General features: G+C 67.3%; 24 protein-coding genes. 11 read left to right on the forward strand and 13 right to left on the reverse strand.

Annotated features, from left to right (window positions below):
* Both IP78_RS00855 and IP78_RS00860 read left to right on the forward strand, forming a co-directional pair.
* On the forward strand, window positions 1-1,103 hold a 1,103-nt coding region (locus tag IP78_RS00855; RefSeq protein WP_054109828.1), incomplete at its 5' end, for an MBOAT family protein.
* Between the two features lie 10 nt (window positions 1,104-1,113).
* Window positions 1,114-1,653, forward strand: a complete 540-nt coding sequence (locus IP78_RS00860; RefSeq protein WP_054109829.1) for a hypothetical protein — start codon at window positions 1,114-1,116, stop codon at window positions 1,651-1,653.
* Here IP78_RS00860 and IP78_RS00865 read toward each other — a convergent pair.
* The 4 genes from IP78_RS00865 to IP78_RS00880 all read right to left on the reverse strand — a co-directional run bounded on the left by IP78_RS00865 (window position 1,643) and on the right by IP78_RS00880 (window position 9,259).
* Window positions 1,643-3,310: an alkaline phosphatase gene (locus tag IP78_RS00865; protein WP_054109830.1), complete on the reverse strand. Its 1,668-nt coding sequence runs from the start codon at window positions 3,308-3,310 to the stop codon at window positions 1,643-1,645. The genes IP78_RS00860 and IP78_RS00865 overlap by 11 nt on opposite strands.
* 2 nt (window positions 3,311-3,312) lie before the next feature.
* The gene (locus tag IP78_RS00870) at window positions 3,313-5,877 is read right to left on the reverse strand and encodes a TonB-dependent receptor (protein ID WP_156320230.1); all 2,565 of its coding nucleotides are present in this window, start codon (window positions 5,875-5,877) and stop codon (window positions 3,313-3,315) included.
* 105 nt (window positions 5,878-5,982) lie between these two features.
* Entirely contained in the window at window positions 5,983-7,536 is a 1,554-nt protein-coding gene (locus IP78_RS00875; RefSeq protein ID WP_054109831.1) for a DUF1501 domain-containing protein, read from the reverse strand.
* A gap of 10 nt (window positions 7,537-7,546) precedes the next feature.
* Window positions 7,547-9,259, reverse strand: coding sequence for a DUF1800 family protein (locus IP78_RS00880; RefSeq protein ID WP_231680828.1), 1,713 nt, complete (start codon window positions 9,257-9,259; stop codon window positions 7,547-7,549).
* A 195-nt stretch (window positions 9,260-9,454) separates the two neighbouring features.
* Here IP78_RS00880 and IP78_RS00885 point away from each other — a divergent pair, with 195 nt between their 5' ends.
* The 4 genes from IP78_RS00885 to IP78_RS00900 all read left to right on the forward strand — a co-directional run bounded on the left by IP78_RS00885 (window position 9,455) and on the right by IP78_RS00900 (window position 14,667).
* Complete coding sequence (locus IP78_RS00885) at window positions 9,455-12,748, forward strand: amidohydrolase family protein (protein WP_197272341.1); 3,294 nt, start codon at window positions 9,455-9,457, stop codon at window positions 12,746-12,748.
* Between the two features lie 103 nt (window positions 12,749-12,851).
* On the forward strand, window positions 12,852-13,568 hold the full coding sequence (gene queC, locus IP78_RS00890; RefSeq protein ID WP_054109832.1) for a 7-cyano-7-deazaguanine synthase QueC: 717 nt from the start codon (window positions 12,852-12,854) through the stop codon (window positions 13,566-13,568).
* On the forward strand, window positions 13,565-14,200 hold the full coding sequence (queE, locus tag IP78_RS00895) for a 7-carboxy-7-deazaguanine synthase (RefSeq protein WP_054109833.1): 636 nt from the start codon (window positions 13,565-13,567) through the stop codon (window positions 14,198-14,200). Before queC ends, queE begins: the two co-directional genes overlap by 4 nt.
* Window positions 14,200-14,667: a GNAT family N-acetyltransferase gene (locus IP78_RS00900; protein WP_054109834.1), complete on the forward strand. Its 468-nt coding sequence runs from the start codon at window positions 14,200-14,202 to the stop codon at window positions 14,665-14,667. Before queE ends, IP78_RS00900 begins: the two co-directional genes overlap by 1 nt.
* On the opposite strand, the gene IP78_RS00905 is transcribed toward IP78_RS00900, so the two are convergent.
* From IP78_RS00905 to IP78_RS00915, 3 genes are read right to left on the reverse strand one after another with little or no spacing between them, the layout of a single operon-like run.
* Complete coding sequence (locus IP78_RS00905) at window positions 14,664-14,936, reverse strand: hypothetical protein (RefSeq protein WP_054109850.1); 273 nt, start codon at window positions 14,934-14,936, stop codon at window positions 14,664-14,666. The two genes, IP78_RS00900 and IP78_RS00905, sit on opposite strands and share 4 nt — an antisense overlap.
* A gap of 49 nt (window positions 14,937-14,985) precedes the next feature.
* Window positions 14,986-16,071 (reverse strand): chorismate synthase, encoded by a 1,086-nt coding sequence (gene aroC / locus IP78_RS00910; protein ID WP_054109835.1) that lies wholly within the window; start codon window positions 16,069-16,071, stop codon window positions 14,986-14,988.
* 12 nt (window positions 16,072-16,083) lie between these two features.
* Window positions 16,084-16,803: a DnaJ C-terminal domain-containing protein gene (locus tag IP78_RS00915; protein ID WP_054109836.1), complete on the reverse strand. Its 720-nt coding sequence runs from the start codon at window positions 16,801-16,803 to the stop codon at window positions 16,084-16,086.
* A 76-nt stretch (window positions 16,804-16,879) separates the two neighbouring features.
* Here IP78_RS00915 and pdxH point away from each other — a divergent pair, with 76 nt between their 5' ends.
* On the forward strand, window positions 16,880-17,554 hold the full coding sequence (gene pdxH, locus IP78_RS00920; protein WP_054109837.1) for a pyridoxamine 5'-phosphate oxidase: 675 nt from the start codon (window positions 16,880-16,882) through the stop codon (window positions 17,552-17,554).
* 4 nt (window positions 17,555-17,558) lie between these two features.
* On the opposite strand, the gene IP78_RS00925 is transcribed toward pdxH, so the two are convergent.
* The 3 genes from IP78_RS00925 to IP78_RS00935 are packed head-to-tail and all read right to left on the reverse strand — an operon-like array spanning window position 17,559 to window position 19,524.
* Window positions 17,559-18,194, reverse strand: a complete 636-nt coding sequence (locus tag IP78_RS00925) for a TetR/AcrR family transcriptional regulator (RefSeq protein ID WP_054109838.1) — start codon at window positions 18,192-18,194, stop codon at window positions 17,559-17,561.
* Between the two features lie 53 nt (window positions 18,195-18,247).
* The gene (udk, locus tag IP78_RS00930) at window positions 18,248-18,901 is read right to left on the reverse strand and encodes a uridine kinase (protein ID WP_054109839.1); all 654 of its coding nucleotides are present in this window, start codon (window positions 18,899-18,901) and stop codon (window positions 18,248-18,250) included.
* 26 nt (window positions 18,902-18,927) lie between these two features.
* Window positions 18,928-19,524, reverse strand: coding sequence for a hypothetical protein (locus tag IP78_RS00935; protein ID WP_054109840.1), 597 nt, complete (start codon window positions 19,522-19,524; stop codon window positions 18,928-18,930).
* Between the two features lie 182 nt (window positions 19,525-19,706).
* Between IP78_RS00935 and IP78_RS00940 the strand changes: the two genes are divergently transcribed.
* Both IP78_RS00940 and IP78_RS00945 read left to right on the forward strand, forming a co-directional pair.
* Window positions 19,707-21,353: a long-chain-fatty-acid--CoA ligase gene (locus tag IP78_RS00940; RefSeq protein ID WP_054109841.1), complete on the forward strand. Its 1,647-nt coding sequence runs from the start codon at window positions 19,707-19,709 to the stop codon at window positions 21,351-21,353.
* Window positions 21,354-21,357: 4 nt separating this feature from the next.
* The gene (locus tag IP78_RS00945; protein ID WP_054109842.1) at window positions 21,358-22,062 is read left to right on the forward strand and encodes a DUF1499 domain-containing protein; all 705 of its coding nucleotides are present in this window, start codon (window positions 21,358-21,360) and stop codon (window positions 22,060-22,062) included.
* On the opposite strand, the gene IP78_RS00950 is transcribed toward IP78_RS00945, so the two are convergent.
* On the reverse strand, window positions 22,050-22,949 hold the full coding sequence (locus IP78_RS00950; RefSeq protein ID WP_054109843.1) for an MBL fold metallo-hydrolase: 900 nt from the start codon (window positions 22,947-22,949) through the stop codon (window positions 22,050-22,052). The two genes, IP78_RS00945 and IP78_RS00950, sit on opposite strands and share 13 nt — an antisense overlap.
* A 67-nt stretch (window positions 22,950-23,016) precedes the next feature.
* On the opposite strand from IP78_RS00950, the gene IP78_RS15430 reads away from it, so the two are divergent.
* Window positions 23,017-23,166 (forward strand): hypothetical protein, encoded by a 150-nt coding sequence (locus IP78_RS15430; RefSeq protein ID WP_169738150.1) that lies wholly within the window; start codon window positions 23,017-23,019, stop codon window positions 23,164-23,166.
* On the opposite strand, the gene IP78_RS00955 is transcribed toward IP78_RS15430, so the two are convergent.
* Window positions 23,163-23,600 carry a TIGR01244 family sulfur transferase gene (locus IP78_RS00955; protein ID WP_369814652.1) on the reverse strand — a complete coding sequence of 146 codons (438 nt, stop codon included), beginning with the start codon at window positions 23,598-23,600 and terminating at the stop codon, window positions 23,163-23,165. The two genes, IP78_RS15430 and IP78_RS00955, sit on opposite strands and share 4 nt — an antisense overlap.
* Before the next feature lie 76 nt (window positions 23,601-23,676).
* On the opposite strand from IP78_RS00955, the gene IP78_RS00960 reads away from it, so the two are divergent.
* Window positions 23,677-24,249, forward strand: coding sequence for a hypothetical protein (locus tag IP78_RS00960; RefSeq protein ID WP_054109845.1), 573 nt, complete (start codon window positions 23,677-23,679; stop codon window positions 24,247-24,249).
* Between the two features lie 27 nt (window positions 24,250-24,276).
* Here IP78_RS00960 and IP78_RS00965 read toward each other — a convergent pair.
* Window positions 24,277-26,306 (reverse strand): vitamin B12 dependent-methionine synthase activation domain-containing protein (locus tag IP78_RS00965; protein ID WP_082384778.1); only part of this gene is annotated, 2,030 nt, incomplete at its 5' end.

Consider the following 26,306-nt stretch of genomic DNA (forward strand, 5'->3'; position numbering starts at 1 on the left):
AACAGGCGGGTGAACTGCTGGCCCGCTTCGGCTGGGAACGCGACCTGCCGCTGCTCGAGATCGTCCTGCCGGTCGGCATCAGCTTCTTCACCTTCCAGGGCATCAGCTACGTCGTCGACGTCCATCGCGGGAAGACGCCGCCGGCCAAGAGCCTGCTCGATGTCATGCTGCTGATGAGCTTCTTCCCGCATCTGGTGGCCGGGCCCATCGTGCGGGCCTCGGACCTGCTGCCGCAGTTCGACCGCGTGCCCCGGCTGACGCGCGAGATGGCGGCGCACGGCTTCCTGCTGATCGGCTGGGGCTTGTTCAAGAAGACGGTGATCGCATCAGAGCTCGCCACGCGGCTGGTCGATCCGGTGTTCTTCGACCCATCGGCCTATGGTGCGCTGGATCTGGCGGCGGCCGTCTACGCCTATGCGGTCCAGATCTATTGCGATTTCTCGGCCTACTCGGACATGGCGATCGGGACGGCGGCTCTGCTCGGCTATTCCTTCCCCCGGAACTTCGACCAACCCTATCGCGCCAAATCCATGCAGGACTTCTGGCGGCGCTGGCACATCAGCCTGTCCAGCTGGCTGCGCGACTACCTCTATGTGCCGCTGGGCGGCGGACGAAAGGGTCTGGTCCGTAGTTGCCTGAACGTCTTCATCACCATGCTGCTGGGCGGCCTGTGGCACGGTGCCGCCTGGACCTTCGTCGCCTGGGGCGCGCTGCATGGCGGGGTGCAGGTGATCGAGCGTCTGGGTCGGGCGGCGTTCGGTGACCGAAAGGTGATCCCGACCTGGATCGGCGTCATCGTGACCTTCCACATCGTCTGCCTGGGCTGGATCCTGTTCCGCGCCGAGACCTTCCCGATGGCGATGGAGATGCTGGCAGGCCTCGGCCGGTTCGAAACGGCGACGATGGTCACGCCCTTCCTGATGACGCTGATCGTCGGGGGTCTGGCCATGCACTGGTTGCCGCCGCGCGCCATCGAGGGCTTCGCGACGTGGCTGAAGCCCGCTCCGTCCCTGACGATGGGCCTGCTGGTCGGGGCGGCGATCCTGCTGGTCGAGGCCGTGCGGCCGGACGGCGTGGCCCCCTTCATCTATTTCCAGTTCTGAGGCCGGTGAGATGAACGACCGCCCCGACGATCCGGACATTCCTCTGGCGCCCTTTCCCACGGCCTTGCCGCCGTCGCCGTTCCCGCCGCTGGAAGGGGAGACAGAGCCCTACCTCGAGGCGGCGGAACCGGAGTCGCGCCCGGCCGATCCGCCGAGTGACTGGATCCAGACAGTCGACGCTCACGACCTGCCGACTGCTCCGGAGCCTGAGCCGGTCAATCCGCTGCTGGCGCTGGGCCGCTTCGCCTTCCCGCCTGGAGAGCCGCCGGACGAGGAGGGGCTGGCCGCGCGAGACCGTCGCTGGACCAGCCGGGTCATTGTCATCGCCGCGGTCTTCCTGCTGATCTTCAACATCGCCTCGGTCCAGAACTGGACCCGCCAGCAGGAGCCCGGCTGGATCACGACCACGGTCGGCCGCCTCGCGGAGGTGTGGAGCGAGCAGATGGCGCTGCTTGGTGCCGACCGGCCTCGGGAGGCGGTGCGCGACGCCTATGAGCGGGCACGGGATGCCGAGTGGTCTTCGTCGCCCGGAAAACGACCTACGCCCTGACCGGTGCCGTGATCCCGTTGGCGTCCCGCGTAACCGCGAATGTCGCCACGGTCCGGGTCTCGAACGGCTTGGCGAGGATGGTCGAGACCGACTGCAGCTTCGCCTCGGCCCGCTCGGGCGTCAGGGTCAGCAGCAGATAGCCCTTGGCCGACTGGTCGCAGAAGACGACCTCGTCATTGTTGGCGCTGAGCAGGGGGCCGAGCGGCAGGGGGGCGACCGCGTCGCCGACCGAGGGGCTGGAGATGGCGCTGGTGCCGAACTCCACGGCGCGCCGGGCCCCGGCCGCGTCTTTCAGCTCATTGACCCAGTAGGCGTGGCTGTCACCGGCCAGGACGATCGGCTGGACCCCGGCCTCGGCGAAGGCGGCGTACAGGCGCTCCCGCCCCGCCGGATAGCCGTCCCAGCTGTCGAGGCTGAAGGGTACGCCCAGCCTGTAGAGCTGGATCACCTGGCGGATGCCGGGCTGGACCGCCTCGGGCAGACCCGAGATCAAGCCCTCGATCTGGGCCTCGGAGGCGATGCGGGTGATGTCGGGGCCGTTGACGCGGGCCATGACGACCTGGTTGCCCAGCACCTGCCACGGCTTGCCCGCCGACTTCGACGCGGTCAGCACGCCCTTGAGCCAGTCACGCTGGGCCTCGCCCAGCAGATCGCGGTCGGGCGCGGCCAGAGTGCGTCGGAAGGCCTCGACGTCGGGACGGCCGTCCACGACCGCCATGTCGGTCTCATAGTCCAGCGGCTTGGCGCGGTTCAGCAGACGGGTCTCGACCATCGCCAGGGTCGCGAGGTCTCCAAACTCGAAGCTGCGGTTGACGTGCTCCAGCGAAAGGCCGGCACGCGGCTCGCGGATCGGCATCCACTCATAGTAGGCGCGAAGGGCCGTGGCCTTCTTCGTCGCGAAGTCGCCCTCGGTCTCGGGCTGGTGGTTCTCGGCGCCGTGCATCCAGGCGTCGTTGGAGACCTCGTGATCGTCCCAGACGCAGATGAAGGCGGCGCGGGCATGGGCGGCCTGGAGGTCCGGGTCGGACTTGTACTGGGCGTGACGCAGCCGATAGTCCTCGAGCGTCAGGATCTCGCGCGGCGGCTGGTGCAGGCGGCTCAGCTGGACGCCAGTCGCGCCGCCGTAGTCGTTCTCGCGCGCGCCGTACTCATAGATGTAGTCGCCGAGGTGAATGACAGCGTCCAGCCGGGGCTCGGCCGCCATCGCCTCCCAGGCGTTGAACAGGCCGCCGGGGTAGAGCTGGCAGGACGCGACGCCCAGCACCACGTCGGCGGTCGGGCCGGACGGCAGGGTGCGGACGCGGCCGGTCGGCGACACGACATCGCCAACCCGGAAGTCGTAGCGGTACTCGACGCCGGCGTTCAGGCCGCCGGCGATGACCTTGACCGTGAAGTCGCGGTCCGGAGAGGCCTCGGCCGTCCCCGATGTGACGACGCGCTCGCCTTCTAGCACGCGCCAGGTGACCGGGATGGCACCAGACACCGACCCGCCCGGAGTTACGCGGGTCCAGAGAACCACGCTGTCGGCGTGCGGATCACCGGACGCGACCCCGTGCAGGAAGGCGACCGTCGGGACCTGTTGGGGAGCCGCGACAGCCGGGGCGGCGAGGGCCCCGGCCCCGAGGCCGGTCAGAAGGTCGCGACGGTCGATCTTCATGCTCAGTAGCTCGCCGTGAAGTTGATGCCGAAGGTCTGGGGTTCGCCGGCGATGAAGGTCGGCAAGCCGAGGCCGTCTCCGGTATTGCCCGCGTCCTTCAGAAACTCCTCGTCGAGCACATTGTCCATGAAGCCTTCGACGGACCAGCCCGCATCGCTGACGTACCGCACGCGCACGTTCAGCAGGCCATAGTCGTCCTGACGTTCGTCAACGGCCGTGTCCGGGACGAAGTTGTTGGTCTGCAGATCGGTCCGGTCATTGTCGTTGTCGAAGAAGACTTCCGACTGCCAGGTGTAGGTCGGCTGAACCTCGAAGCGGCCGCCCTCGACCGGTAGGGCCCACAGGGCACCCAGGCTGAACTTGTGGTCGGGCGACAGGCGGAAGCGGTTGCCGTCGAAGATGCCCGCCTGGAAACGCGAGTGGTTGTAGCCGTAGGTGCCGTAGAGATCGAGATTGTCGGTCGCGGACCAGACCGCCTGGGTTTCGAAGCCGTAGCTTTCGGCCTCGCCGGCGTTGGTGGTGATGAACTGGGTGCCGACCTGAATTGTCGTCTGGAAGTTCTGATAGTCGTAGAAGAAGACCGCGCCGTCGAGGCGCAGGGCCCCGTCGGCCAGAACGGTCTTGAAGCCGGCCTCGTAGCTGTCGACCGTCTCTTCTTCGACCTCGTTAAACACAGGCGCGCCGAACGGCGTGGTGGGGACGCCGGCGGCGAGGACGGCGGGACGGCGACCCCGGGCATAGGTGGCATACAGGCTGGCGTCCGGGTTGATGGCGTAGCGGCCCGTCAGACGCCAGGTGAAGCCGTCGTCCTCGAGGTCGCGGGTCGAGACGCCGCCGTTTCCGGCCGTCGGCTGGAAGGTCAGACCGAACAACGGGAAGGTTGCGCTCGCGGGAGCGTTGGCTGCGCCGGGTGTGGCCAGCTGGACCACGAGGCCGTTGGCGAAGGCACTGAGCTGGGCGGCCTGGGCCAGGGCGGCGGGGGTACCCTGAGCGACCAGGGCGGCGATCTGGGCCTGGACCTGCTGCAGGCCAAGCAGACCGCCCAGCACCGAGCGACCGTTCAGGACCGAGGACGAGAAGGCCGTGGTCTTCTCGTCCCGGGTGTAACGTACGCCAGCCGCGAACTCCCACTGATCCGTCGGCTTCCAGGTCAGGTCGCCGAAGATGTCGAAGCTGTCGAGCTCGGTCTCGGTAACCGAGGTCTCGATGTGACTGGCCTTCAGGTTGCTGCGGATGCCCGGACGAAGGGCCGACGGTATACCGAAGCTAGCGAGGATGGGGTCGATAACCGGCGCCGAGGTCAGCACCGGCAGAGGCAGGGCGTTGGGCAAGGCGACGCCCGGAACACCATCCAGCAGGCCGGCGAGCTGGGCCAGGGCGACCCGCTCGTCGATCTCGATGGGGGCGTCCGAGACGTTGTCCTCGCGGAAGTAGCCGACGCCGACGAAGCCCGAGAGGGGACCCCCGTTGTCCCAGTTCAGGCGGAATTCCTGGCTCCACTGTTCGCCGTCCGAGTTACCGATGCCGAACAGGAGCGGCAGGGAGATGCCGTCCGGATCGAAGGCTTCGCTGGTCTCAAAAGTACGGTAGGCGGTTGTCGAGCTGAGCGTCAGGCTGTCGCTGAGGTCATAGCGGGCGAGGCCGGTCACGCCCCATACTTCACGGTCTATGCCCAGGTCGCGCCCACCGTCGATGCTGGTGCGCGGCGTCAGGGCTGCGCCGTCGCCGGGCTCCCGCCCACCGAGGACCGCTCCCGTGAGCGGGTCCTGGGGATTGTAGGCGATGGAGCGGAAGCTGACGCCCGACGGCTGGTCGGTCTGGTAGTTGCCGATCACATCGACGCGGAACCGGTCGTTGGGCTCGAAGGCCAGCAAGGCGCGATAGGCCTGAGTGTCGACGCCGTTGTAGGCCGCTCCGCCCGCCAGATTGTCGACATAGCCCTCGCGGTACTTCACCCGGCCGGCGAGGCGGATCGCCAGGCTGTCCGTGATGGGCGCGTTCAGCATGATCTCGCCCAGCCGGTAGTCGAAGTTGCCGAGCCCGATGCGAACCTCGCCTTCGTAGCCGTCGATATCGGCCTTGTTCTGTATGACGTTGACCGCGCCGATCAGGGCACCGCGACCATACAGGGTCGACTGCGGACCCTTGGCCACCTCGACCCGCTCGATGTCGAACAGCTCTACGTAGGCACCCGGCGCGCGCGAGATCGAGACGCCATCCTGGTAGATCGAGACGCGAGGCTCGTCGGCGGCGCCGGTCGAGTCCGAGGTGATGCCCCGGATCACGAAGCCGGGGTTGTTCGGCGACTGGTTCTGGACGACTAGGCCGGGCACGAAAGCCGACAGTTCCTCGAAGTCCTGGACGCCCAGCCCGTCAAGGAACTCGCCATTGTAGGCGGTCAGGGCGAAGGGGACCTCGATCGGGTCCTGGGCGCGCAACTGGGCGGTGACAATCACCTCCTCCAGCTGGGTCGGGTCCTCCTGGACCTGAGCCTGGGCGGCCGTGGCGATGGCGCAGGTAGCGACGGCACCCATGAGTATGGCGCGCGTGTTCAAACGGTTCAGCATGACAGTCCCCCGAGTGGAGCCTTGGGCCGTAACGAGGGTTGGCGGCGCGCGTGTTACAGATCCGGGACGCCAAGGTGACGCTTGGATCGTGTGCTGATGATACCGTCAGGCCATGAATCCGAGTCCGCGCGACGCCATGTTCCTGAGGTTGGGGAAGATGACGTCGAGGTTGGTCTCAGACACCCCCAGCCAGCGACCCAGCGTCGCGCCGTACTGATCCACTGACGTCGTAGGGATCAGATAAGACCGCGTCATGTCGGGGTTGCGGAACGTGCCCTGATCGATGCCTAGCGTCGGGTACTGGCCATAGATATCACCGCCCCTGACCGAGCCGCCCATGACCAGATGGTGCCCGCCCCAGGCGTGATCGGTGCCGTCGCCGTTGGTGTTGAAGGTGCGTGAGAAGTCGGACGCAGTGAAGGTCGTCACGGCGTTTCGCATGTTCACCCCTCCGATGTTCGCCAGGGCCCCGTCGAAATAGGACAGGGCGTGCGCAACCTTGGAGAGATTGTTGCCCTGGGCCGTATTCTGGACATCGTGGCTGTCCCAGCCGCCCAGACTGACGAAGAACACCTGACGCCGGAGCCCCAACGCTGGCGCGGCCGCGATCATTCGCGCCACCGTCTGAAGCTGCGTGGCCAGCGTATTGCTCTCGGTCGCGCCCGTGATCGGATTTCGATACGTCGGTGGCACGGGGACGCCGGTGACGGCTGAGGACGTGAATACAGTATTGAGGGTCGTTGCGGCGCTGATCGAGCGGTCGGTCGTCGTTGCATAGTCGGCGGCGAAGAGGCTGGCCTGGGAGGTGTCGCGGATCGTGTCCCTGACGCGGCCAGGCGCGACCTTGGAGCCAAACAAGCTGTTGCCCGATTGTCCCGTGATGACGACAGCAGGCTGGCTACCCGTGCTCATCTGGTACTGAACGATGCTCTGACCCGATAGGAACACCGCGTTTCCGGCGGTCGAAACGGCGGTGAACAAGGCCGAGGTCCCATTCTCCATCGACAGCATGTCCCCGAACCGTCCGCCCCAGCCGACCCTTGCGCCCTCGGTCTGACCGGCCTGCCAGGTCGACTGCTGGTCGTTGTGGGAAAAGAGATTGGAGGGAATCGGCGCGCTGCGCGCCTCGTACTGGGCTTTGGTGATCGGCTGGATCAGTGTGCCGACGTTGGCGACGATTGCCAGCCTGTCTGCGTCAAACAGGTCCTTCACCGGTTGCATGAAGGGATGTAGCCCGAAAGTCCGAACTGAAGCGTTCGTGCCTTCCGGAATGGGATTGAGGCTGCGTGGAACAATCGGCAAGACGCCGCCCCATGCCCCCGGATCTCCGGCTGTTGCGACCCGTCCGGTCACTGGATTGACCTGTCCGACCGTGGTGGGTGCAGTTCCTACGGGCATCAGAGCGATCGGGTCGGTCCCGGTGTTCCGGGTGGCGAAGTATCGACCCCAACTGTCCTGATCCGTAGCCAGAACCATGTTGTGACTGTCGTTGCCGCCGAACAGGAACACGCACACCAGGGCCCGGTAGTCCGGTGCGCTCTGACTGGCGGCATTGCCGGCCGCCGCCAGTTGGGCCGCGAACGGCGCGGCGGCACCCAACATGGACATTCCACCAGTGATCCGGAGCAACTGGCGGCGATTGTATCGACCGTGGCTCATCGCGCCCGCCTCACCGCTGGACCAGATATTCGGGTGAAACCATGGTCATGTAGACCGCGAGCCGCGCCCGGTTCAGGCGGGCGGTGTCGATCGTCGCCTGGTTGGAGCCTGTGGCGGCCGGGATGTTGACGCCGTTGACGCTTTCCACGATTCGCGTCCTGAGCGTGGAAGACATCCGACCACTCAGCAACATGCGGTTCATGCGGTCTGCCAAGGCATTGGCATCATGGGCGATGACGACCTCGCGGGCATAGGACGATCGCACATCCGCGCCAGTGCCGATTCCGTTACCGATCGCCGCCTGCATGGTGTTTGCATAGCCGGCGACCGTCACCTCGTTCACGATCTGAAACTCGGGCACCGTCAGATTTTGCGCCCCGGCCCGGGTATTGGGAGGGACATAGCCCGGTCGGTAAAAGTTGAAGACCGACGGGGAAGCCAGCGCCGATTGACCCAAGGAAGTCGTGGCACTCGTTGAGTTCAGCAGATAGTTCCCGCTGATCGACGTCGCGCCGAAGGCGCGCATCCAGTTCGTCATGCGAATGACCGGCTCGCGCACTTTGCCGTATGTCGGCGTGCTCGCGAGATCGCCGTTGCGCGCCTCGCCATCCAGCAGGATGGACTTCACCACAGCACCCAGATCGCCGCGAACACCTCTGCCATTATTGGCCCATACAGACGAGCATCGCCGAACGTAGGAAGGGCTCGGGTTGGAGGTGATCAGCCGCTGGATCAGCTGTCGGCACATGAAGGGCGCGACATTAGGATGGTTTGCAATGACGTCGAGCGCCGTCCTCAGCTCCGCCATGGCGTCGGTCGATCCGGCGGGCATGGTGGTGCCCAGGAACAATTTCGCCGATGTCGAATGAAACGCCGGATAGGCGATCATCGGTCGAACGTAAGAGTCGTTGTTTCGCCCTCCGCCGCGAAACGTCGAGTTCGTGGGATTGGCGGCGTACCAGCTGAAGCCGGTCAGCACCTTTGCGAGGTTGGAGATGTCCGAGGACGTATATGTCGCGATGGGTTGTCCGTCGCCGTCGATCCGAAGGGTTCCGTCCGCATTCAGCTCATGAACGCCGATCGACATGAGCTGCATGATCTCCCGCGCGAAGTTCTCATCGGGCAGGCGGCCCGTGGCCGGGTCTTCTTTCTGGTTTCCCAGGTGGGTCAGGTACCGGCCCATCATGGGGTGAAGCGCGACCTGCTCGATCAGGGTGCGATAGTTCCCGAAAGCGTTCTCGCCCAGCATGTCGTAGTAGGACGCCGCTCCGCGCACATCGATTGCCGAGTCGGTCAACGAAATGACGAAGATCTGAGACAGGGCGAACTTCATACGCTCGCGCAACTGCGCCGGGCTGTTAGCGGCGTAGAGCCAGAAGCTTTCGTAGAAGTGGTTCGCGCTAGGGCTGGCGTTCGGATTCGTCAGGCGAATCTGCGCGATCCGGTTGTCGACATACAGAAGGTGGGAAGACGAGACCGAGGACATCTGACCGTCGATCCAGGCCCCGTAACCCTTGGCCAGAACAATGTCGATCTCGGCGTCCGTTGGGCCAAAGGATGCCTGTGTCAGAAACCTTGCGGCGTCTGCCGCGGAAGCAGGTTCTTCGCCAAGAGGCGTCGTTCGCTCGGCCTGAAGACCGGCCTGAATGTCGCCAAGCGTGGCCTCGCCGCAGCTCGTTAGAAAGACCGAAACGCCCACGCAAAGCGCAAGCAGTCGTGACATCCTCATCCGACACGCCACGTTCGCCTCCCGCCAAGGGCGCTTGCCTGCGACACACTATGAAACTTGGACGCAGATCGTGAAGAGATTCCGTCGCGACGTGGTGAGTTTTGATTTCACCCTGTCATGACGGCGGGGCTGGCCAAGGCGCGGCTGACAGCCCTAAACATGGCGGCCTGTTTCGGGGGAGTTTTCCGCATGCTGCCGCGCGTCCTGCTCACTGCCGCCCTGGCGGTTGCAATGGCCAACCCCGGCCTCGCGCAAACGTCCGCCTCGCCAATTGTGGTGCCAGCCTCGGCGGAGAACGTGGCGGAGACCGTGGAGGTATCGGAGTGGGACGTTCAGAACCCACCTGGTCCCGCATCGGACGTCCAGATCGATGTCACCGAGGGCACCTGGATGGCGCTGGACGTCAGCCCGGACGGGCGCGAGATCGTCTTCGACCTTCTGGGTGACATCTACGTCATGCCGATCGAGGGCGGAGAGGCGCGCGCCATCGCCTCGGGCGTCGCCTGGGACATGCAGCCCAAGTTCTCGCCGGATGGCACCCGGATCGCCTTCACCTCCGACCGGGGCGGCGGCGACAACATCTGGATCATGAACCGCGATGGCTCCAACCCGACGCAGGTGTCGGACGAGAGCTTCCGGCTGGTGAACTCGCCGGAATGGACGCCGGACGGCGAGTTCATCGTGGGCAGGAAGCACTTCACCTCGTCCCGCTCCTTGGGCGCCGGCGAGATGTGGATGTGGCATCGCTCAGGCGGCGGCGGCATACAGCTGACCGAGCGCCGAACCCAGCAGAAGGACACCGGCGAACCCGCCTTCTCGCCCGACGGCCGCTATCTGTATTTCTCCGACGACGCCACGCCGGGACCGACGTTCGAGTATTCCAAGGACGTCAACGGCGAGATCTACGTCATCCAGCGACTGGATCGCGAGACGGGCGAGATCGAGGAATATCTGTCCGGCCCCGGCGGCTCCATCCGCCCGACGCCGTCGCCCGACGGCCGTTCGCTCGCCTTCATCCGGCGCGTCCGCTACCAGTCGACCCTGTTCGTCATGGACATCGACAGCGGCCGGGAAGTCCCGATCTACAACGGCCTGGACCGCGACCTGCAGGAGACCTGGGCCGTCCACGGCGTCTATCCGGCCTTCAGCTGGACGCCGGACAATCGCTCCATCGTCGTCTGGGCCGGCGGCAAGATCCGCCGCATCGACGTCGCCACGGGCGTCGCGACCGACATCCCGTTCCGCGTCAACGACACCCGCCGCATCCAGGAGGCTGTGCGCTTCCCCGTCGAGGTCGCGCCCGATCAGTTCGACGTTCGCATGATCCGCTGGGCCCAGACGTCGCCCGACGGCTCTCGCGTCGTGTTCGAGGCGCTCGGCCATCTCTGGATCCGCGACCTGCCGGAGGGCGCCCCGCGCCGCCTGACCCGCCAGTCCGACCATTTCGAGCTCTATCCCAGCTGGTCGCGCGACGGCCGCTCCATCGTCTACACGACCTGGGACGATCAGGAGATGGGCACGGTCCGCGTCGTCCCGGCCTCGGGCGGGGAAGGGCGTGTCGTCACCCGCCGTCCCGGCCATTACGTCGAGCCCGTCTTCTCGCCGGACGGTCGCACCATCGTCTTCCGCAAGACCTCGGACGGCTTCCTGACCTCGGGCCTCTACGGCCGCGACACCGGCCTGTATCGCGTTTCCGCCTCGGGCGGCGACGCCACCCTGATCACCGACGAGGGCCGTACGCCCCAGTTCGGGGCGAGCGGCGACCGTATCTTCTTCACCGGTCGCCAGGAGAGTAACGCTGCGCTCAAGTCCGTTGACCTGAACGGCGGCGACGAGCGCGTCCATCTTCTCAGCGAATGGGCCGCCGACTTCGCCGTTTCGCCTGACGAACGCTGGGTGGCCTGGAACGAGCGGTTCAACGCCTTCGTCGCGCCCTTCGCCCAAACCGGCCGTCCCGTGACCCTGTCGGCCGACGGCAAGGCCCTGCCGCAGACCCGCTTCACCCGCGACGCCGGGGACTGGATCCACTGGTCGGGCGACTCGAGCCGCCTGAACTGGGCGCTGGGCCCCCAGCTGTTCAGCCGCGACCTGAACCAGGGCTTCGCCTTCGTGGAAGGCGCTCCCGTCGACCTCCCCGATCCGCCGGAGACGGGGATCGACATCGGCTTCACCCAGGCGACCGACCGTCCCGAAGGCCAGCTGGCGCTGGTCGGCGCCCGCATCGTCACCATGGACGGCGAACGCGTCATCGAGGACGGCGTCATCGTCACCGATGGCAACCGCATCGCCGCCGTCGGCCCCCGCTCGGAGGTCCAGATCCCCGCCGGTGCCGAAGTCGTGGACGTGACCGGCAAGACCATCATCCCCGGCCTCATCGACGCCCACTGGCACGGCTCGATGGGCTCGGACGAGATCATTCCTGAGCAGAGCTGGGTCAACTACGCCGCGCTCGCCTTCGGCGTCACGACCATCCACGATCCGTCCAACGACACGTCCGAGATCTTCGCCCATTCTGAACTGGCGCGCGCCGGCCGGGTCGTCGGCCCCCGCATCTTCTCGACGGGGACGATCCTGTACGGTGCCAACACGCCCTTCACGGCGGTGGTCAACGACCTCGACGACGCCCTGTCGACGCTGCGCCGCATGCAGGCCGTCGGGGCCTGGAGCGTCAAAAGCTACAACCAGCCCCGCCGCGACCAGCGCCAGCAGATCATCGAGGCGGCCCGCCAGCTGGGCATGAACGTCGTGCCGGAGGGCGGCTCCCTCTATCAGCACAACATGACCATGATCGTGGACGGCCACACCACGATCGAGCACTCCATCCCGCTGGCGAACCTGTATGACGACGTCCACGACCTGTGGCGTCAGTCCGGCACCGCCTACAACCCGACCCTGGTCGTGGCCTATGGCGGCAGCTTCGGCGAGAACTACTGGTACCAGGAGAGCCCGGTCTGGGATCACCCGATCCTGACCCAGTATGTGCCGCGCCGCATCCTCGACGCCCGCGCGCGCCGTCCGGTGACCCTGCCCGAGGGGGAATGGAACCACATCGACATCGCGCGTGAGGCGGTGCGCCTGAACGACCTCGGCATCGACGTCGCCATCGGCGCTCACGGTCAGCGCGAGGGCCTCGCGGCCCACTGGGAGATGTGGATGCTGGCCCAGGGCGGGGCCACGCCGATGCAGGCGCTGCGCGCCGCCACGATCGGCGGGGCGAGGGCGCTCGGGCTGGATCGCGACATCGGCTCGCTCCAGGTCGGCAAGCTGGCCGATCTGGTGGTGCTGGACGCTAATCCGCTGGAGAACATCCGCAACACCACCTCGATCCGCTACACCCTGGCCAACGGCCGTCTCTACGACGACCGGATGAACGAGGTGGGCCTGCGGGACCGCCCGCGCGCGCCCTTCTGGTTCGAGCAGGAAGGCGACGAAGGCTTCGTGCCGGGCTCGACCCACACCGACACGGACGGCCACGGACACTGACGCTTTTGCGGCCGGCCGCGGGGTGATGTAGGGAAGGGGCGAACCCGTCCTTTCCCATCCCCTTGTCCATGCGCGCGGCCGTCCGGCCGACCGCAGGCCCGTCATGACCGAAACCTCGTCCGATCAGACCTCCGCCCTTGTCCTGTTCTCCGGAGGACAGGACAGCGCCACGTGCCTCGCCTGGGCGCTGGAGCGATACGCGCGCGTCGAGACCGTCGGCTTCGATTACGGCCAGCGCCACGCGGTCGAGATGGCGGCGCGGCTGCGCGTGCGCGACGGCATGGCGATCGCGCTGCCCGCCTTCGCCGACCGTCTCGGCCCCGATCACGTCGTCGACCTGACCGGCTTCGGCGCCATCGGCGAGACGGCGCTGACCACCGACCGCGCCATCGAGATCGGCGCGCGCGGCCTGCCGACCACCTTCGTGCCCGGCCGCAATCTGGTGTTCCTGAGCGTGGCGGCGGCGCTGGCCGACCGGCGCGGCCTGGACGTGCTCGTCGGCGGCATGTGCGAGACCGACTTCTCCGGCTACCCCGACTGCCGCCGCGACACCATCGACGCCATGAGCCGGGCCCTGACGCTCGGCCTCGACAAGCCCGTGCCGATCGAGACGCCGTTGATGGCGCTGACGAAGGCCCAGACCTGGGCGCTCGCCGATCGCATCGGCGGGGCGGCCCTGGTCGACCTGATCGTCGAGGAGAGCCACACCTGCTATCGCGGCGACCGCGCCCATCGCCACGCCTGGGGCTACGGCTGCGGCGAGTGCCCGGCCTGCGACCTGCGCGCCGCCGGCTGGGCCGAATGGACGGCCGAGCGATGACCTATTCGGTCAAGGAGACCTTTCTGACAATCCAGGGGGAGGGAGGGCAGGCCGGCCGCCCCGCTGTCTTCCTGCGCTTTTCCGGCTGCAATCTCTGGAGCGGCCGCGAGCAGGACCGCGCGACCGCCGTCTGCTCCTTCTGCGACACCGAGTTCGTCGGAACCGACGGCGATGGCGGCGGCAAGTTCGCGGACGCAGAGGCCCTGGCCGACCACGTCGCCTCCTTCTGGATTGGCCGCGACGGCGATCCCCGCCTCGTGGTCTGCACCGGCGGGGAGCCGCTGCTTCAGCTGGATCCGGCCCTGATCGCCGCCCTGAAAGGGCGCGGCTTCGAGATCGCGGTCGAGACCAACGGCACGATGGCCGCGCCCGACGGCATCGACTGGATCTGCGTCAGTCCCAAGGCCGCCGCCCCGGTGGTGCAGACGACCGGGCAGGAGCTGAAGCTGGTCTACCCGCAGGCTTTGGCCATGCCGGACCGGTTCGAGGACCTCGCCTTCGACCGCTTCTGGCTCCAGCCGATGGACGGGCCGGATCAGGCAGCGAACACGGCCGCCGCCATCGACTACTGCCTCGCCCACCCAAAATGGCGGCTCAGCGTCCAGACGCACAAGTACATAGGCGTGCGGTGATGCGGGTTCGACCTTATGCGCCGGGCGACGAGGTCGCGATGGCTGCGCTTTATCAGGCGTCGGTCCGTGCGCTTGGACCTGCCGACTATTCGCCGGAGCAGGTGGAGGCATGGGCCGGGGCCGGCCCCACGGCTCTGCGGTTCGGCGAGCGCATGCTGGACGGCCGTCGGGCCTTCGTCGCCGATCGGGCAGACGGCGAGCTATTGGGGTTCATCGATCTGGAAGCCGACGGCCACATCGACTTCCTCTATGTCGCGCCGGAGGCCAAGGGTCGCGGCGTCGCCGATGGGCTGCTGGATGCGGTGGAGCAGGCCGGACGGTCAGCCGATATCCGGCGTCTGTATTCAGAAGCCAGCGAGGCCGCGCGTCGCTTCTTCGTCCGACGCGGTTTCGTCGTGTTGCATCGCCGGGACTTCGAGGTCGGCGGCGTGCCGATCCACAACTACGCCGTGGAAAAACCCGTCTAGCAGCGGCGACCCTGCCGCTGGCGCTCCTCGCAACGACGCTGCTCGCGTTCGTATTCGCGCTGCTCGCGCTCGCGGCGGGCGCGCGTCTCCTCGTCCGAGGTGGTGACGGCGTCGACGCCCGCGCCGACGATCGCCCCGGTCGCCCGCGCCGTCCCGCCCACAACCGCTCCGGCCGTGCCGACGACGGCCCCGACCAGGCATCCCTGGAGCATCAGCGATCCCGCCAGGACGGCGGACAAGGCGGCGGCGCGGCGCAGAGCTTGAGTCATGATCGGCATCTGGCACGAACAGGGTGAACCAAAGATGACCGTGGCCGTTTCAGCCGACCTGCGCGCGGTGCCTCAACATCGCGTCGGCCAGCACGCAGGCCGCCATCGCCTCGACGACCGGCACCCCGCGCAAGGCGACGCAGGGGTCATGCCGGCCCTTGGTTCGCAGATCGGTCTCGGTCCCGTCGCGCGTGACCGTCCGGCGCGGCGTCAGGATCGACGATGTCGGCTTGAAGGCCACGCGGGCCGTGATCGCCTGGCCCGTGGAGATGCCGCCCAGGATGCCGCCCGCGTGGTTCGACAGGTATTCGACGTGCCCGTCCGGCCCCAGCCGCATCTCATCGGCGTTGTCCTCGCCCGACAGCTCCGCCGCGCCGAAGCCTGCGCCGATTTCCACGCCCTTGACGGCGTTGATGCTCATCAGGGCGGCGGCCAGTTCGGCGTCCAGCTTGCCATAGAGCGGCGCGCCCCAACCGGCAGGAACGCCCGTAACCTCGAGCGCCACGACGGCACCGATCGACGATCCGGCTTTACGGACCTCGTCCAGATACGCCTCCCACGCCGGAACCACCTCGGCCGAGGCCGCGAACAGCGGGTTGTCATAGACCGCGCCGAAATCCAACGCCTCTGCCGCGATCCGGTGCGGCCCTAGCTGCACCACGCCCGCGCGGATGACCACGCCGTCGCCCAAAACCTTCCGCGCCACGGCACCCGCTGCGACCCGGCTGGCGGTCTCGCGCGCCGAGGACCGTCCACCGCCCCTGTGGTCACGGACGCCGTATTTCGTCTGATAGGTCACATCGGCATGGCCGGGGCGATAGGCGCGCGCGATCTCGCCGTAGTCCTTGGACCGCGCGTCCTCGTTCTCGATCTGGATGGCGATGGGCGTACCGGTAGTGACTGGACCTGCCCCGTCGTCGAACACGCCGGACAGGATGCGGGCGGTGTCGCTCTCCTTCCTCTGGGTGACGAAGCGGCTGCCGCCGGGCTTCCGGCGATCCAGCCACGGCTGCAGATCGGCCTCGGTCAGGGGGATCAGCGGCGGGCATCCGTCGACGACGCAGCCGATCGCCGGCCCGTGGCTCTCGCCCCAGGTCGTCACGCGAAACAGATGGCCGAAGGTGTTGTGAGACATGACCCGCGACGCTTAGGCCGCCAGCCGGTCCGGCGTCCAGACGCGGGTGAACCGGGCCAGCAGATCCTCGGCCGCTGACGGAACGTCATCGGCGGGCGTCAGGTGGACGAACAGATGCCCCTGAGGCCGCTGTCCCCGGGCAGGCAGGCCCAGCCCGCGCAGCCTCAGCCGCACCGGATCGGTCAGTCCCGCCGTCACCCAGGCGGCCTGAATGCCTGCGTAGGTTTCGATCTCGATCCGCCCGCCGTCGGCCAGCAGGCGACGCGGCGTGTCCCAGGTCATGTGCAGATCGTCACCCACCACGGTCAGGCCGCCGCTCGAACGGATAAGAACGGGCAGATGCATGTCCGTGCCGTCATCTGCGGCGCCTCTGAGGCGGAGATGCTCGCCCGACCGCATCCCGGCCGGCGCGCGCACCCGAATCGTACGCCCGCCAAGGCGCACCTCGGCGACCCCGCCGTCCAGCGCCTGACGCGGGGTCAGGCCGACGACGGGCAGGGCGGCCGGGCGTTGGCGAGGGGGGGCGAGGGCGGCGCGAACGCCTCCGCGTGACTGGATCAACCGGTAGGCCGCGATGACCCTGCGGAACCGCTCATCATCGCCGCCGGGTTGATCGGGTCGGGCCGACTTCACCGCCAGTCGGAAGGCTCGCGCGACCGCCGCCTGATCCGTGGGACCATGCAGCCCCAGGACGGCGAAGGCTTCGGTCAGGGAGGGGCCGGAGGAGAACATGCGACGAATAGGCCGCCATCATGGTCAAGGCGGGGTTAACCGTGCGGGCCGCCGCGCCGCTTGCTATAGGGCTGCCATGACCAGCCCCGTGATCCCGCCGAGCCCCACCCGCGAGGAATACGCCCGCGACTACGCCGCCGCCCTGGCCGCCAACGGCGACGAGACCATCTTCGAGCGCGCCGAGCCCATCGGCCTGATCATCGACTGGCTGGCCGACGCCCGGGCGCATGAGCCGAACGACCCCAACGCCATGGCCCTGTCGACCGTCGACGCCGAGGGCGCGCCGGACAGCCGCATGGTGCTGCTCAAGGACATCGATGCGCGCGGCCTGACCTTCTACTCGAATACCGAGAGCGCCAAGGGACTTCAGCTCGCCGGCAACCCTCGCGTGGCCTTGCTGTTCCATTGGAAGACCCTGCGTAGGCAGGTCCGCGTGCGCGGAACCGTCCAGCCCGTGTCCGCCGAGGAAGCCGACGCCTATTTCGCCAGCCGCGCCCGGGAGAGCCGCATCGGCGCCTGGGCCTCGGATCAGTCCAGACCCCTGCCAGATCGCGGCATGCTGGAAGCGGCCGTCGCGCGTGAGACCGCGCGGTTCGAGAGCACAGAGCCGCCTCGGCCCCCGCACTGGACCGGCTGGCGCGTCGTCCCGCGTTCGGTGGAGTTCTGGCGCGATCGACCCTATCGGCTGCACGACCGGCTCAGGTTCGACCGTTCCGGCGACGGCTGGACGACGACGCGGCTGCAGCCCTGAGGCGTCAGGTCCCGTAGCGCGCCAGAAACGTCTCGACGGCGTCGGAGGCGATCTTCTCAGGCGATCGTTCCGCCTGGACCTCATCGCCGGTGACGAGGGGCATGAAGAAGACGGGATGCTCGACCATGCCCATCAGCTGGCCCGCCGCCCAGGACGCCTTGTCGAACCGGATTTCTCCACGGTCCGCCAGCGTCTGCAAGGCCTGGATCAACGGCCGACCGAAATCGCTGCGCCCCTTGTCGAAGAACCGCAGGGCGACGTCCCGGAACCGTGGCCGCTCGGCCATGACCAGCCGGAATACGGCGCGGACGAAGGGATCACCCATGAACCGGGCATAGGTCAGGGCGAAGCCGGTCAGCATCTCTCGCGCCGGTCCGTCGCTCAGGCGCACGCACTCCATTTGCCGCGAGAAGTCCTCCGTGGCGTCCTCGATCACAGCCCCGAACAGGTGCTCCTTGGACGGGAAGTAGGCATAGAGCGTCGCCGTGGAGACGCAGGCCGCCCGCGCGATCGGTTCGATCCGGGTCGATGCGTAGCCCTGGCTCATGAAGAACCGTCGGGCTTCCCTCACGATCGTGTCCCGTCGCTTGTCCTGGCCGGGTTTCAGGTCGGGCAGAATGCCGGTTACGTGCGAGTCCATCGGGACTCAGGCCTAAACCAATCCGCGTGTAACCGGAATAAGGACGAACACCGTTACGGTTCTGAATTCATCAGTTTGCTGAGCAATGGGTGCGCCAGCAGCGGCGCGGCCAGGCGCACGACGGCTTGCGGATCCTCCAGCCGCACGGCCGCCGTCGCATCGGCGACGATGAAGTCGGCCCGGGTCCGTGACGGTTCCGTCAACCGCTCGTGTCCCGGTCTCACCGTCTTCAGATACTGGTCGATGACCGAACCCGCCGTCCGGCCCCGCTCGGCTTGGTCCCGCAACAGGCGGCGTATGAAGCGGATGTCGGCCGGCGTGTCCACGAAGACCCGAATGTCGAACAGATCCGCCAGCGATGGTGTGCACAGCAGGTGCGTGCCCTCCACGATCACGACCGGCGCCGCCCGCACGGGCTCTCCGCCCGGTTCCCGGCCATGAGTGATGAAGGAATAGATCGGGGCGACGATGTCTCGCCCGGACTTGAGCGCCGACAGGTCGGCCTCCAGCCGTTCGTGATCGCGCGCTGCTACATCGTCGAAATCGAACGTGGCCGCATCGAAGCCAGGCAGGGAGGCCGCGTCCCGGTAGTAGGAATCCTCGCGCAGCAGCACGGCCCGTCCGGAGGGCAGAACGGCCGCCACGGTCTCGGCGAGCGTCGACTTTCCCGAGCCCGAGCCCCCGGTAATGGCAATGAGGATGGTCATGACGGGGCTCTAGCCGCCCCGCCGCCTCAGCGGAAGAAGCAGGTGTCGCCAGCGTAGAGCGACTCGATCGTGCCCGATCCATCCGCAGCTGTCAGAAAGCCGCCAAGGTCGCCCGCCGTGAACTCGACCCCAAGCGTCGAGTCCGTCTGGATTTCGACGGTGCGCGCGGCGTTCAGATCGGCGCGGGTCGTACCGACGCCGATGCCGTCTGCGGTCGTCAGCCCTTGGCTGCGCAGGAACCAGCCCTTGAACTCTCCCTCCTGAAAAAGCAGCTGGAGTCCGTTGGCGTATTCCGCGAACTGGACTGGTCCCTGGCCGCATTCCTCATTCGTGCTCTGGTCCGGCGCGGGGCCACCGCTGGCGATGTTCACCGCGGTGATGACCGACTCCTGCGGCGTTCCGAAGGGCAGGGCACGCGCAGCGCCTTCGGCGTCGAATACCCGCAGGCCCTCTCCTTCTATGACCAGTCCGCTGGTCTGCTGAGCTGGCGTGACGGGAGCTGCAGCCTCGGAGGGCGTGCCCGCCGGAGCCGTCGTGTCATTGGCCGTCTCGATGGAGCGATCGCAGGCAGCGAGCGCAATTAGCGATGTGAACACGAGGGTGGCGGGGGTCATCAGGCGCATGTCTGGCTGTTCCTTGTTTCGGATCCGACGGGGGCAGAGAAGGCCAAAAAGGACAGAGAGGCAACGCTGAAGCCATCTGAGCCGCCCGACTTGACCCTGCGTCACGTTGCGAGGCCCGCTGCACCTCGGCTAGGTTGCGCTTAAGCCCCGGCGTCATCAGGGGCATTTTCCGAGGGAACGTGATGCTGGGTTTGATGCAGGACTGGCCGCTGACGGTCGACCGGATTCTGGACCACTCCAAGAACTGGCACCCCGACAGGGAGGTCGTGACCCGCTCGGTCGAAGGACCGATCGTGCGCACGACCTACGGCGAGATTCACGGCCGGGCCAAGCGCGTGTCCAATGTGCTCAAGGGTTGGGGCGTCAAAGTCGGCGACCGCGTCGCCACGCTCGCCTGGAACACGGGCCGCCACATCGAGGCCTGGTATGGCATCATGGGAATTGGAGCGGTCTGCCACACCCTGAACCCGCGCCTGTTCCCGGAACAGCTGATCTACATCATCAACCACGCCGAAGACCGGATCATCTTCGTCGACCTGACCTTTGTGCCGCTGCTTGAGGCGATCCTACCGCACTGCCCGACGGTGGAGCGGGTCGTGGTCATGACCGACCACGTCACCATGCCGGCGACCAAGCTGCCGCGCGCCGAGTGCTATGAGGCCGTACTTGAAGGCGTGTCAGAGGACTGCGACTGGGGCGGCTTCGACGAGAAGACGGCGTGCGGCCTCTGTTACACCTCGGGCACCACGGGGAACCCCAAGGGTGTTCTCTATTCGCACCGCTCGAACTTCATTCACACCCTGCTCGGCATGCAGTCGACGGTGCTGGGGCCGTCGCCGAAGGAAGTCATCCTGCCGGTCGTGCCGATGTTCCACGCCAACGCCTGGGGAATCGCCTTCGCCGGACCCGCCGCCGGGGCCAAGCTGGTCATGCCGGGCGCGAAGATGGACGGCGCGGCCATTTATGAGCTGATCGTCTCCGAGGGTGTCACCTTCTCTGCCGCCGTGCCGACCGTCTGGCAGGGCCTCCTCGCCCACCTGCGTGAGCACAAGCTGCAGATCCCGACAGTCAAGAAGGTGCTGATCGGCGGCTCGGCCGTGCCCGAAAGCCTGATCCGCGCCTTCAACGATGAGTTCGGGATCGAGGTGCTGCAGGGCTGGGGCATGACCGAGACTTCGCCCATCGGCACCCTGTCCAACCTGACCCCGGAACTGGCCGCCCTACCGTACGACGAGGGCATGAAGTGGCGGGTCAAGCAGGGCATGCCGCCGCTGGGTGTAGAACTGAAGCTGAAGAACTACGCCGGTCAGGAGATGCCCCACGACGGGCATACCTACGGCCGTCTGATGGTGCGCGGTCCGACCATCGCCGGAGCCTATTTCAAGGGCGAGGGCGGCGAGATCCTGGACAACGAGGGCTATTTCGACACCGGCGATGTCGCCACCATCGACGAGCACGGCTTCATGCAGATCACCGACCGCGCCAAGGACGTGATCAAGTCCGGCGGGGAGTGGATCAGCTCCATCGAGATCGAGAACATCGCCGTCGGCCACCCCAAGGCCGAGCTCGCCGCCGTCATCGGCGCGGCCCATCCGAAGTGGGACGAACGTCCCGTGCTGGTCGTCAAACTCAAGCCCGGCGAGAGCCAGGACAAGCAGGAGCACCTGGACTTCCTGCAGGGCAAGATCGCCAAGTGGTGGATGCCCGACGACGTGGTCTTCGTGGACGACATTCCGCTGGGCGCGACTGGCAAGATCGACAAGAAGCTGCTGCGCGAGCGGATGAAGGACTACCGCCTGCCGACCGCCGCCCCGACCGAGACGGTCTGAGCGGATGGCCCAGGCTCCGCGCGCGGTCCGCTGGGCGCGGGTTCTGCTGGTCCTGACGCTGCTGGCTCCCTTGGCCGCTTTCGTCGCCGTCGCCGGGATCAAGATCGGCATCTGGGACTGGACGGTTGGCTATTCGCTTCTGGCGATGCGGGTGGGGTTGGCGTTCGCTGCGCTGGGGGCCGTGGCGGCTCTTGGCGGGGCCATCATAGCGCTGGGTGACCGTCGCGCCTGGCCGTTCGCTGTGGTCGGTCTCATCGCGGGGGTGGCTACGTCGACGGTGTATGGGCTTCATATCGGTTCCCATGGCCTGCCAGACTCGGGGCCCATGCTGCTAGCCGATGTAACGACCAATCCTGGCGAGCCTCCGGTCTTTGCTGGAGCCTTGGCCGATCGGCGCACCGTGGCGGGTGCACCTACACTGACGAGTGGAGCCTTTGGCTCGTGCGAGGCGTCAACGGCTCCGACCCAGGTCGCTCCCAGCGTCGCCGCATATGCGCTTCAACAGGCCGGATTCGAGGTTCTGGGGGCTGGCGTCGGCCGCGCCGACGGGACGCGCACCGGCTTCTGGTTCGGCTTCCAGCATGACGCGGTCATCCGCATCCGTCCGGGTCAGACGGACGTCCGCGTCTCTGCCCGGCAGGCGCGTCCCGACGGCGGAGAGGCCTGCCGACTGCTGCAGACGATCGTGTCCAACCTTCAGGCACCGTAGGTCGCCACCAGTGTCGGCTCGCCGTCGGTGGCGGCTCGGCCTTCCTTCACCAGCTTGATGAGGTGGGCCCAGACTGACAGGCTGGCTGCGGGCCATAGCCGCTGGTCAACGGCGGCGTAAAGCGTCGGCACCATCGCCGCGATCGTTCGATCTCCCGCCGCCAGGCGTGCGATGACCTGGGCCTCGCGCTCCAGCCGATGGGCCCGATAGGCTTCGAGAAAGGGCGTGGGGTCCGTCACCGGTGCGCCGTGCGTTGGCCAAAGCGTGTCGAAGCGGGCCGCGATCACCGCATCCAGACTGGCCATGTAGTCTGCCATGTCGCCGTCCGGCGGGGCGACCACCGTCGTCGACCAGCCCATGACGTGGTCTCCGCAGAACAGGGCGTTCTCTTCCAGCAGGACAAAGGCCATGTGGTTCGATGCATGTCCCGGCGTGGCCAGAGCGGTCATCGTCCAGCCGTCGCCATCGATCCGCTCCCCGCCCGTCAGCACGACGTCCGGCGCAAAGTCGTCGTCCTCGTCCTCGTCCAGCTGGCCTGAGGCGTGGGTTTGACGTTCCGGCGGTTGCATCGCCAGGATCGGCGCGCCGGTCCGCTCGGCCAAGGGGCTGGCGAGGGGGGCATGGTCGCGGTGCGTGTGGGTCACCAGCACATGGCTCACGCGACGACCCTCGACCGCCGCCAGCAGGGCGTCGAGATGCGTCTCGTCCATCGGCCCCGGATCGATCACCGCCACACCCGCGCCCGGCGCGTCTTGTCCCACGATGTAGGTGCCGGTGCCGGTGAAGGTGAACGGCCCCGGATTGTTCGCGATGACCCGCTGGATCAGGGGCGAGACCTGATCCCGGCGGCCGTATGCGAAGTCGAACTCTCTGACGAAGGGAATCATCCCGGCTCCTGCTCGCCCGGCGCGGTCCTTGCCTTAACGGATCGTAAACCGTTCCGGAGCGTCCAAAATGGCCCGCGCCATCGCCTATTCTGTCTCAAATCGGCTCCAGCCCATCGCGGCGGCCATCCTGTGTCTCATGGCGGCGCAGCTGGTGCTGCACTCCTGCGGCGATCCCGAGCCCGTGCCCTTCGCCGCCCGCGTCGCCGTAGAACGCTAGAGCGGCAGGCGACTGAGGTCGTAGCCCGCCCGGGCTCCGGCCTCACGCAGAGCCTCGGCATCGGCCCCGGCGCGCCGCATGGCGAGCGCCCAGGTCATGGCCGACCGCGTCCCTGATCGGCAGAACATCAACACGGACTCGCCCTTGGCCAGCACCTCGCCGACCGCATGGATCGCCGCCTCGTCGGGAAAACCGCTCACCGGCGCATTGACGAAGGCCAAGCCCGCCGCCCGCGCGGCCTCGGCCACTTCGGCCGCCGTGGGCTGACCGGGATCCTCGCCGTCGGGCCGGTTGGAAACGACGGTTGTGACGCCCAGTGCCGCCGCCTCTGCGATATCGGACAGGGCGATCTGGGGGGCGACTTGCACGGTGTCGCTCAAGCGTCTGAAATCGGCCACAGGCACCTCCTCGGTTTCAGCTTTTCCCGCTAACACGTCGCCACGGAAAAACCATCGCCACGCTTCAGGCGTTAAGGCCGCTCCGAATGTTGAAACAGCCTACGGATTCTCGATGCGTTTTCTGACCGCCGCCGCCCTCGTCGCCCTCGTCCTGACTGCGCCTGCCGTCCTGGCCCAGGATCAGGACGGTCCGATCGCCACCCTCAGCCAGGCGGCAGAGTCGACCGAAGCCCGCAATGCTCGTGAGGCCATCGCCTATGAGACGCCTCTGCCTCGCGGAGCCCCGGAACAGGACTATCCTCTCGTCGCCTGGTGCGCGGCCCTCGTGGAGGGTCACATCGCGCTCGGCCGCACCTTGACCAGCGCTGACGATCTTGATCGCGAGATCATGCGACTGGGTGCACTGGAGGCCACGGACTTCCGCGAAGCCCTGCGCGAGGGTGCGCCGCGGCAGACGGTTGAGACCCGTGCCGCCGCCGAGGTCGCCGAGGCCGAGGCCGAGGCTCGTTGGACCCCGCTGATGGGCCTGCCCGACGAAGCCGCGCGCAGCCAGGCCTTTGGCCTGTTCTTTGGCCTGCCGGGCCGCTGCGAACACGCAGCCCGCCGCGTGCGCGAGAACATCACCACGGCCCCGGTCACGCTGGAAGCCGCGGGCTTGGACGACATGGGAATGCCGACTCCATGACCCTTCTCCCGGAAGGCGAGAAGGGACTTATGCAGCCTTGTCTCTCGGCTCGGCTCCCGGCTCATAGTTGAGGATCGGAGCCAGCCAGCGTTCCGCTTCGCTCACATCCCAGCCCTTGCGGCGCGCATAGTCCTCGACCTGGTCGCGGTCGATCTTGCCGACGCCGAAATAGTGGCTCTGCGGGTGCCCGAAATAGAGCCCCGACACCGAGGCCGGCGGCGTCATGGCGAAGCTCTCGGTCAGGGCCATGCCGGCGTTGGTGCCCGCGTCCAGCAGGCGGAACAGCGTCGCCTTCTCCGTATGGTCGGGCTGGGCCGGATAGCCGGGGGCGGGGCGGATGCCCTGATACTTCTCCTCGATCAGGTCCTGGACCGTCGTTGCCTCATCTGGGGCATAGCCCCACAGCGTCGTCCGTACCTCCTTGTGCAGCCGCTCAGCGAAGGCCTCGGCCAGACGGTCGGCCAGCGCCGAGGCCATGATGGCCGAATAGTCGTCGCCCGCGTCCTTGAAGCGTTTGGACGCCTCCAGCTCGCCGTGGCCGGCCGTCACGGCGAAAGCCCCGATCCAGTCGTCGCCGATGGGGCACACAAAGTCGGACAGGGCCGCGTTCGGCTTGCCGTTCGACTTGGCGATCTGCTGGCGCAGGGTGTGGAAGCGGGCGATCTCTGTCGTCCGCGCCTCGTCCTCGAACACCACGATGTCGTCGCCGTCGGCGTTCGCGGGCCAGAAGCCGACGACGCCCTTGGCGGTGAACCACCGCTCGTCGATGATCCGCTTCAGCATTGCCTGAGCGTCCTTGAACAGGTCCTTGGCCGCTTCGCCGACGATCTCGTCTTCCAGAATGTGGGGATACCGCCCGATCAGCTCCCAGCTGGCGAAGAAGGGCGTCCAGTCGATGTGGTTGGCCAGATCGGCGAGGTCCCAGGCCTCGAACGCGCGAACGCCGGTGAAGCTCGGCGCAGCAGGTCTGGGCGCGGTCCAGTCGATGGCGACGGGGTTCTTCCTCGCCTCGGCGATCGAGGTGCGCGCCTTGACCTCCTGGCCACGGGCGTACTGTTCGCGAATGCGGATGTACTCGTCGCGGGTGGCGGCCTCGTTCTTCGCCCGCTCTGTCTTGGATAGCAGACCCGCGACCACGCCCACGGCGCGGCTGGCATCCACGACATAGGTCGTAGAGCCGCGGGCGTAGGCCGGTTCGATTTTGACGGCTGTATGGGTCCGGCTGGTCGTCGCCCCGCCGATCAGCAGGGGAATGTCGAATCCCCGCCGCTCCATCTCGCGCGCCACGAACACCATCTCGTCCAGCGACGGCGTGATCAGGCCCGACAGGCCGATGATGTCGACGTTGTGCGCCTTGGCCTCGTCCAGGATGCGGTCGGCGGGCACCATGACGCCGAGGTCGATGACCTCGTAGTTGTTGCACTGGAGCACGACGCCGACGATGTTCTTGCCGATATCGTGGACGTCGCCCTTGACGGTCGCCATCAGGATGCGGCCCGCCTGCTCGCGCGGCTTGCCGGCCTTCTCCGCCTCCATGAAGGGCTCGAGGTAGGCCACGGCCTGCTTCATCACCCGAGCGGACTTCACCACCTGCGGCAGGAACATCTTGCCCGCGCCGAACAGGTCGCCGACTACGTTCATCCCGTCCATCAGCGGACCCTCGATGACGTGCAGAGGCCGTTCCGCGCCCGCGCGCGCCTCTTCCGTGTCCGCCTCAATGAACTCGGTGATGCCGTGAACGAGCGCGTGCTCGATCCGCTTGCCGACGGGGGCCTCCCGCCAGGTCAGGTCGACGACCCGGCCCGCGCCCTTGTCGCCCTTGTAGTTGGGCGCGATGTCGACCAGCCGCTCGGTGTTGGACACATTGGTCCGCTGCGGCCGGTTCAGGATGACGTCCTCGACAGCCTCCCTCAGCGTCGGGTCGATGTCGTCATAGACGGGCAGGTCGCCGGCGTTGACGATGCCCATGTCCATGCCCGCCTGAATGGCGTGGTACAGGAACACGCTGTGGATCGCCCGCCGCACCGGCTCGTTGCCGCGGAAGCTGAACGACACGT

It is taken from the genome of Brevundimonas sp. AAP58 (genome assembly GCF_001295975.1).
Classification (GTDB): Bacteria; Pseudomonadota; Alphaproteobacteria; order Caulobacterales; family Caulobacteraceae; genus Brevundimonas.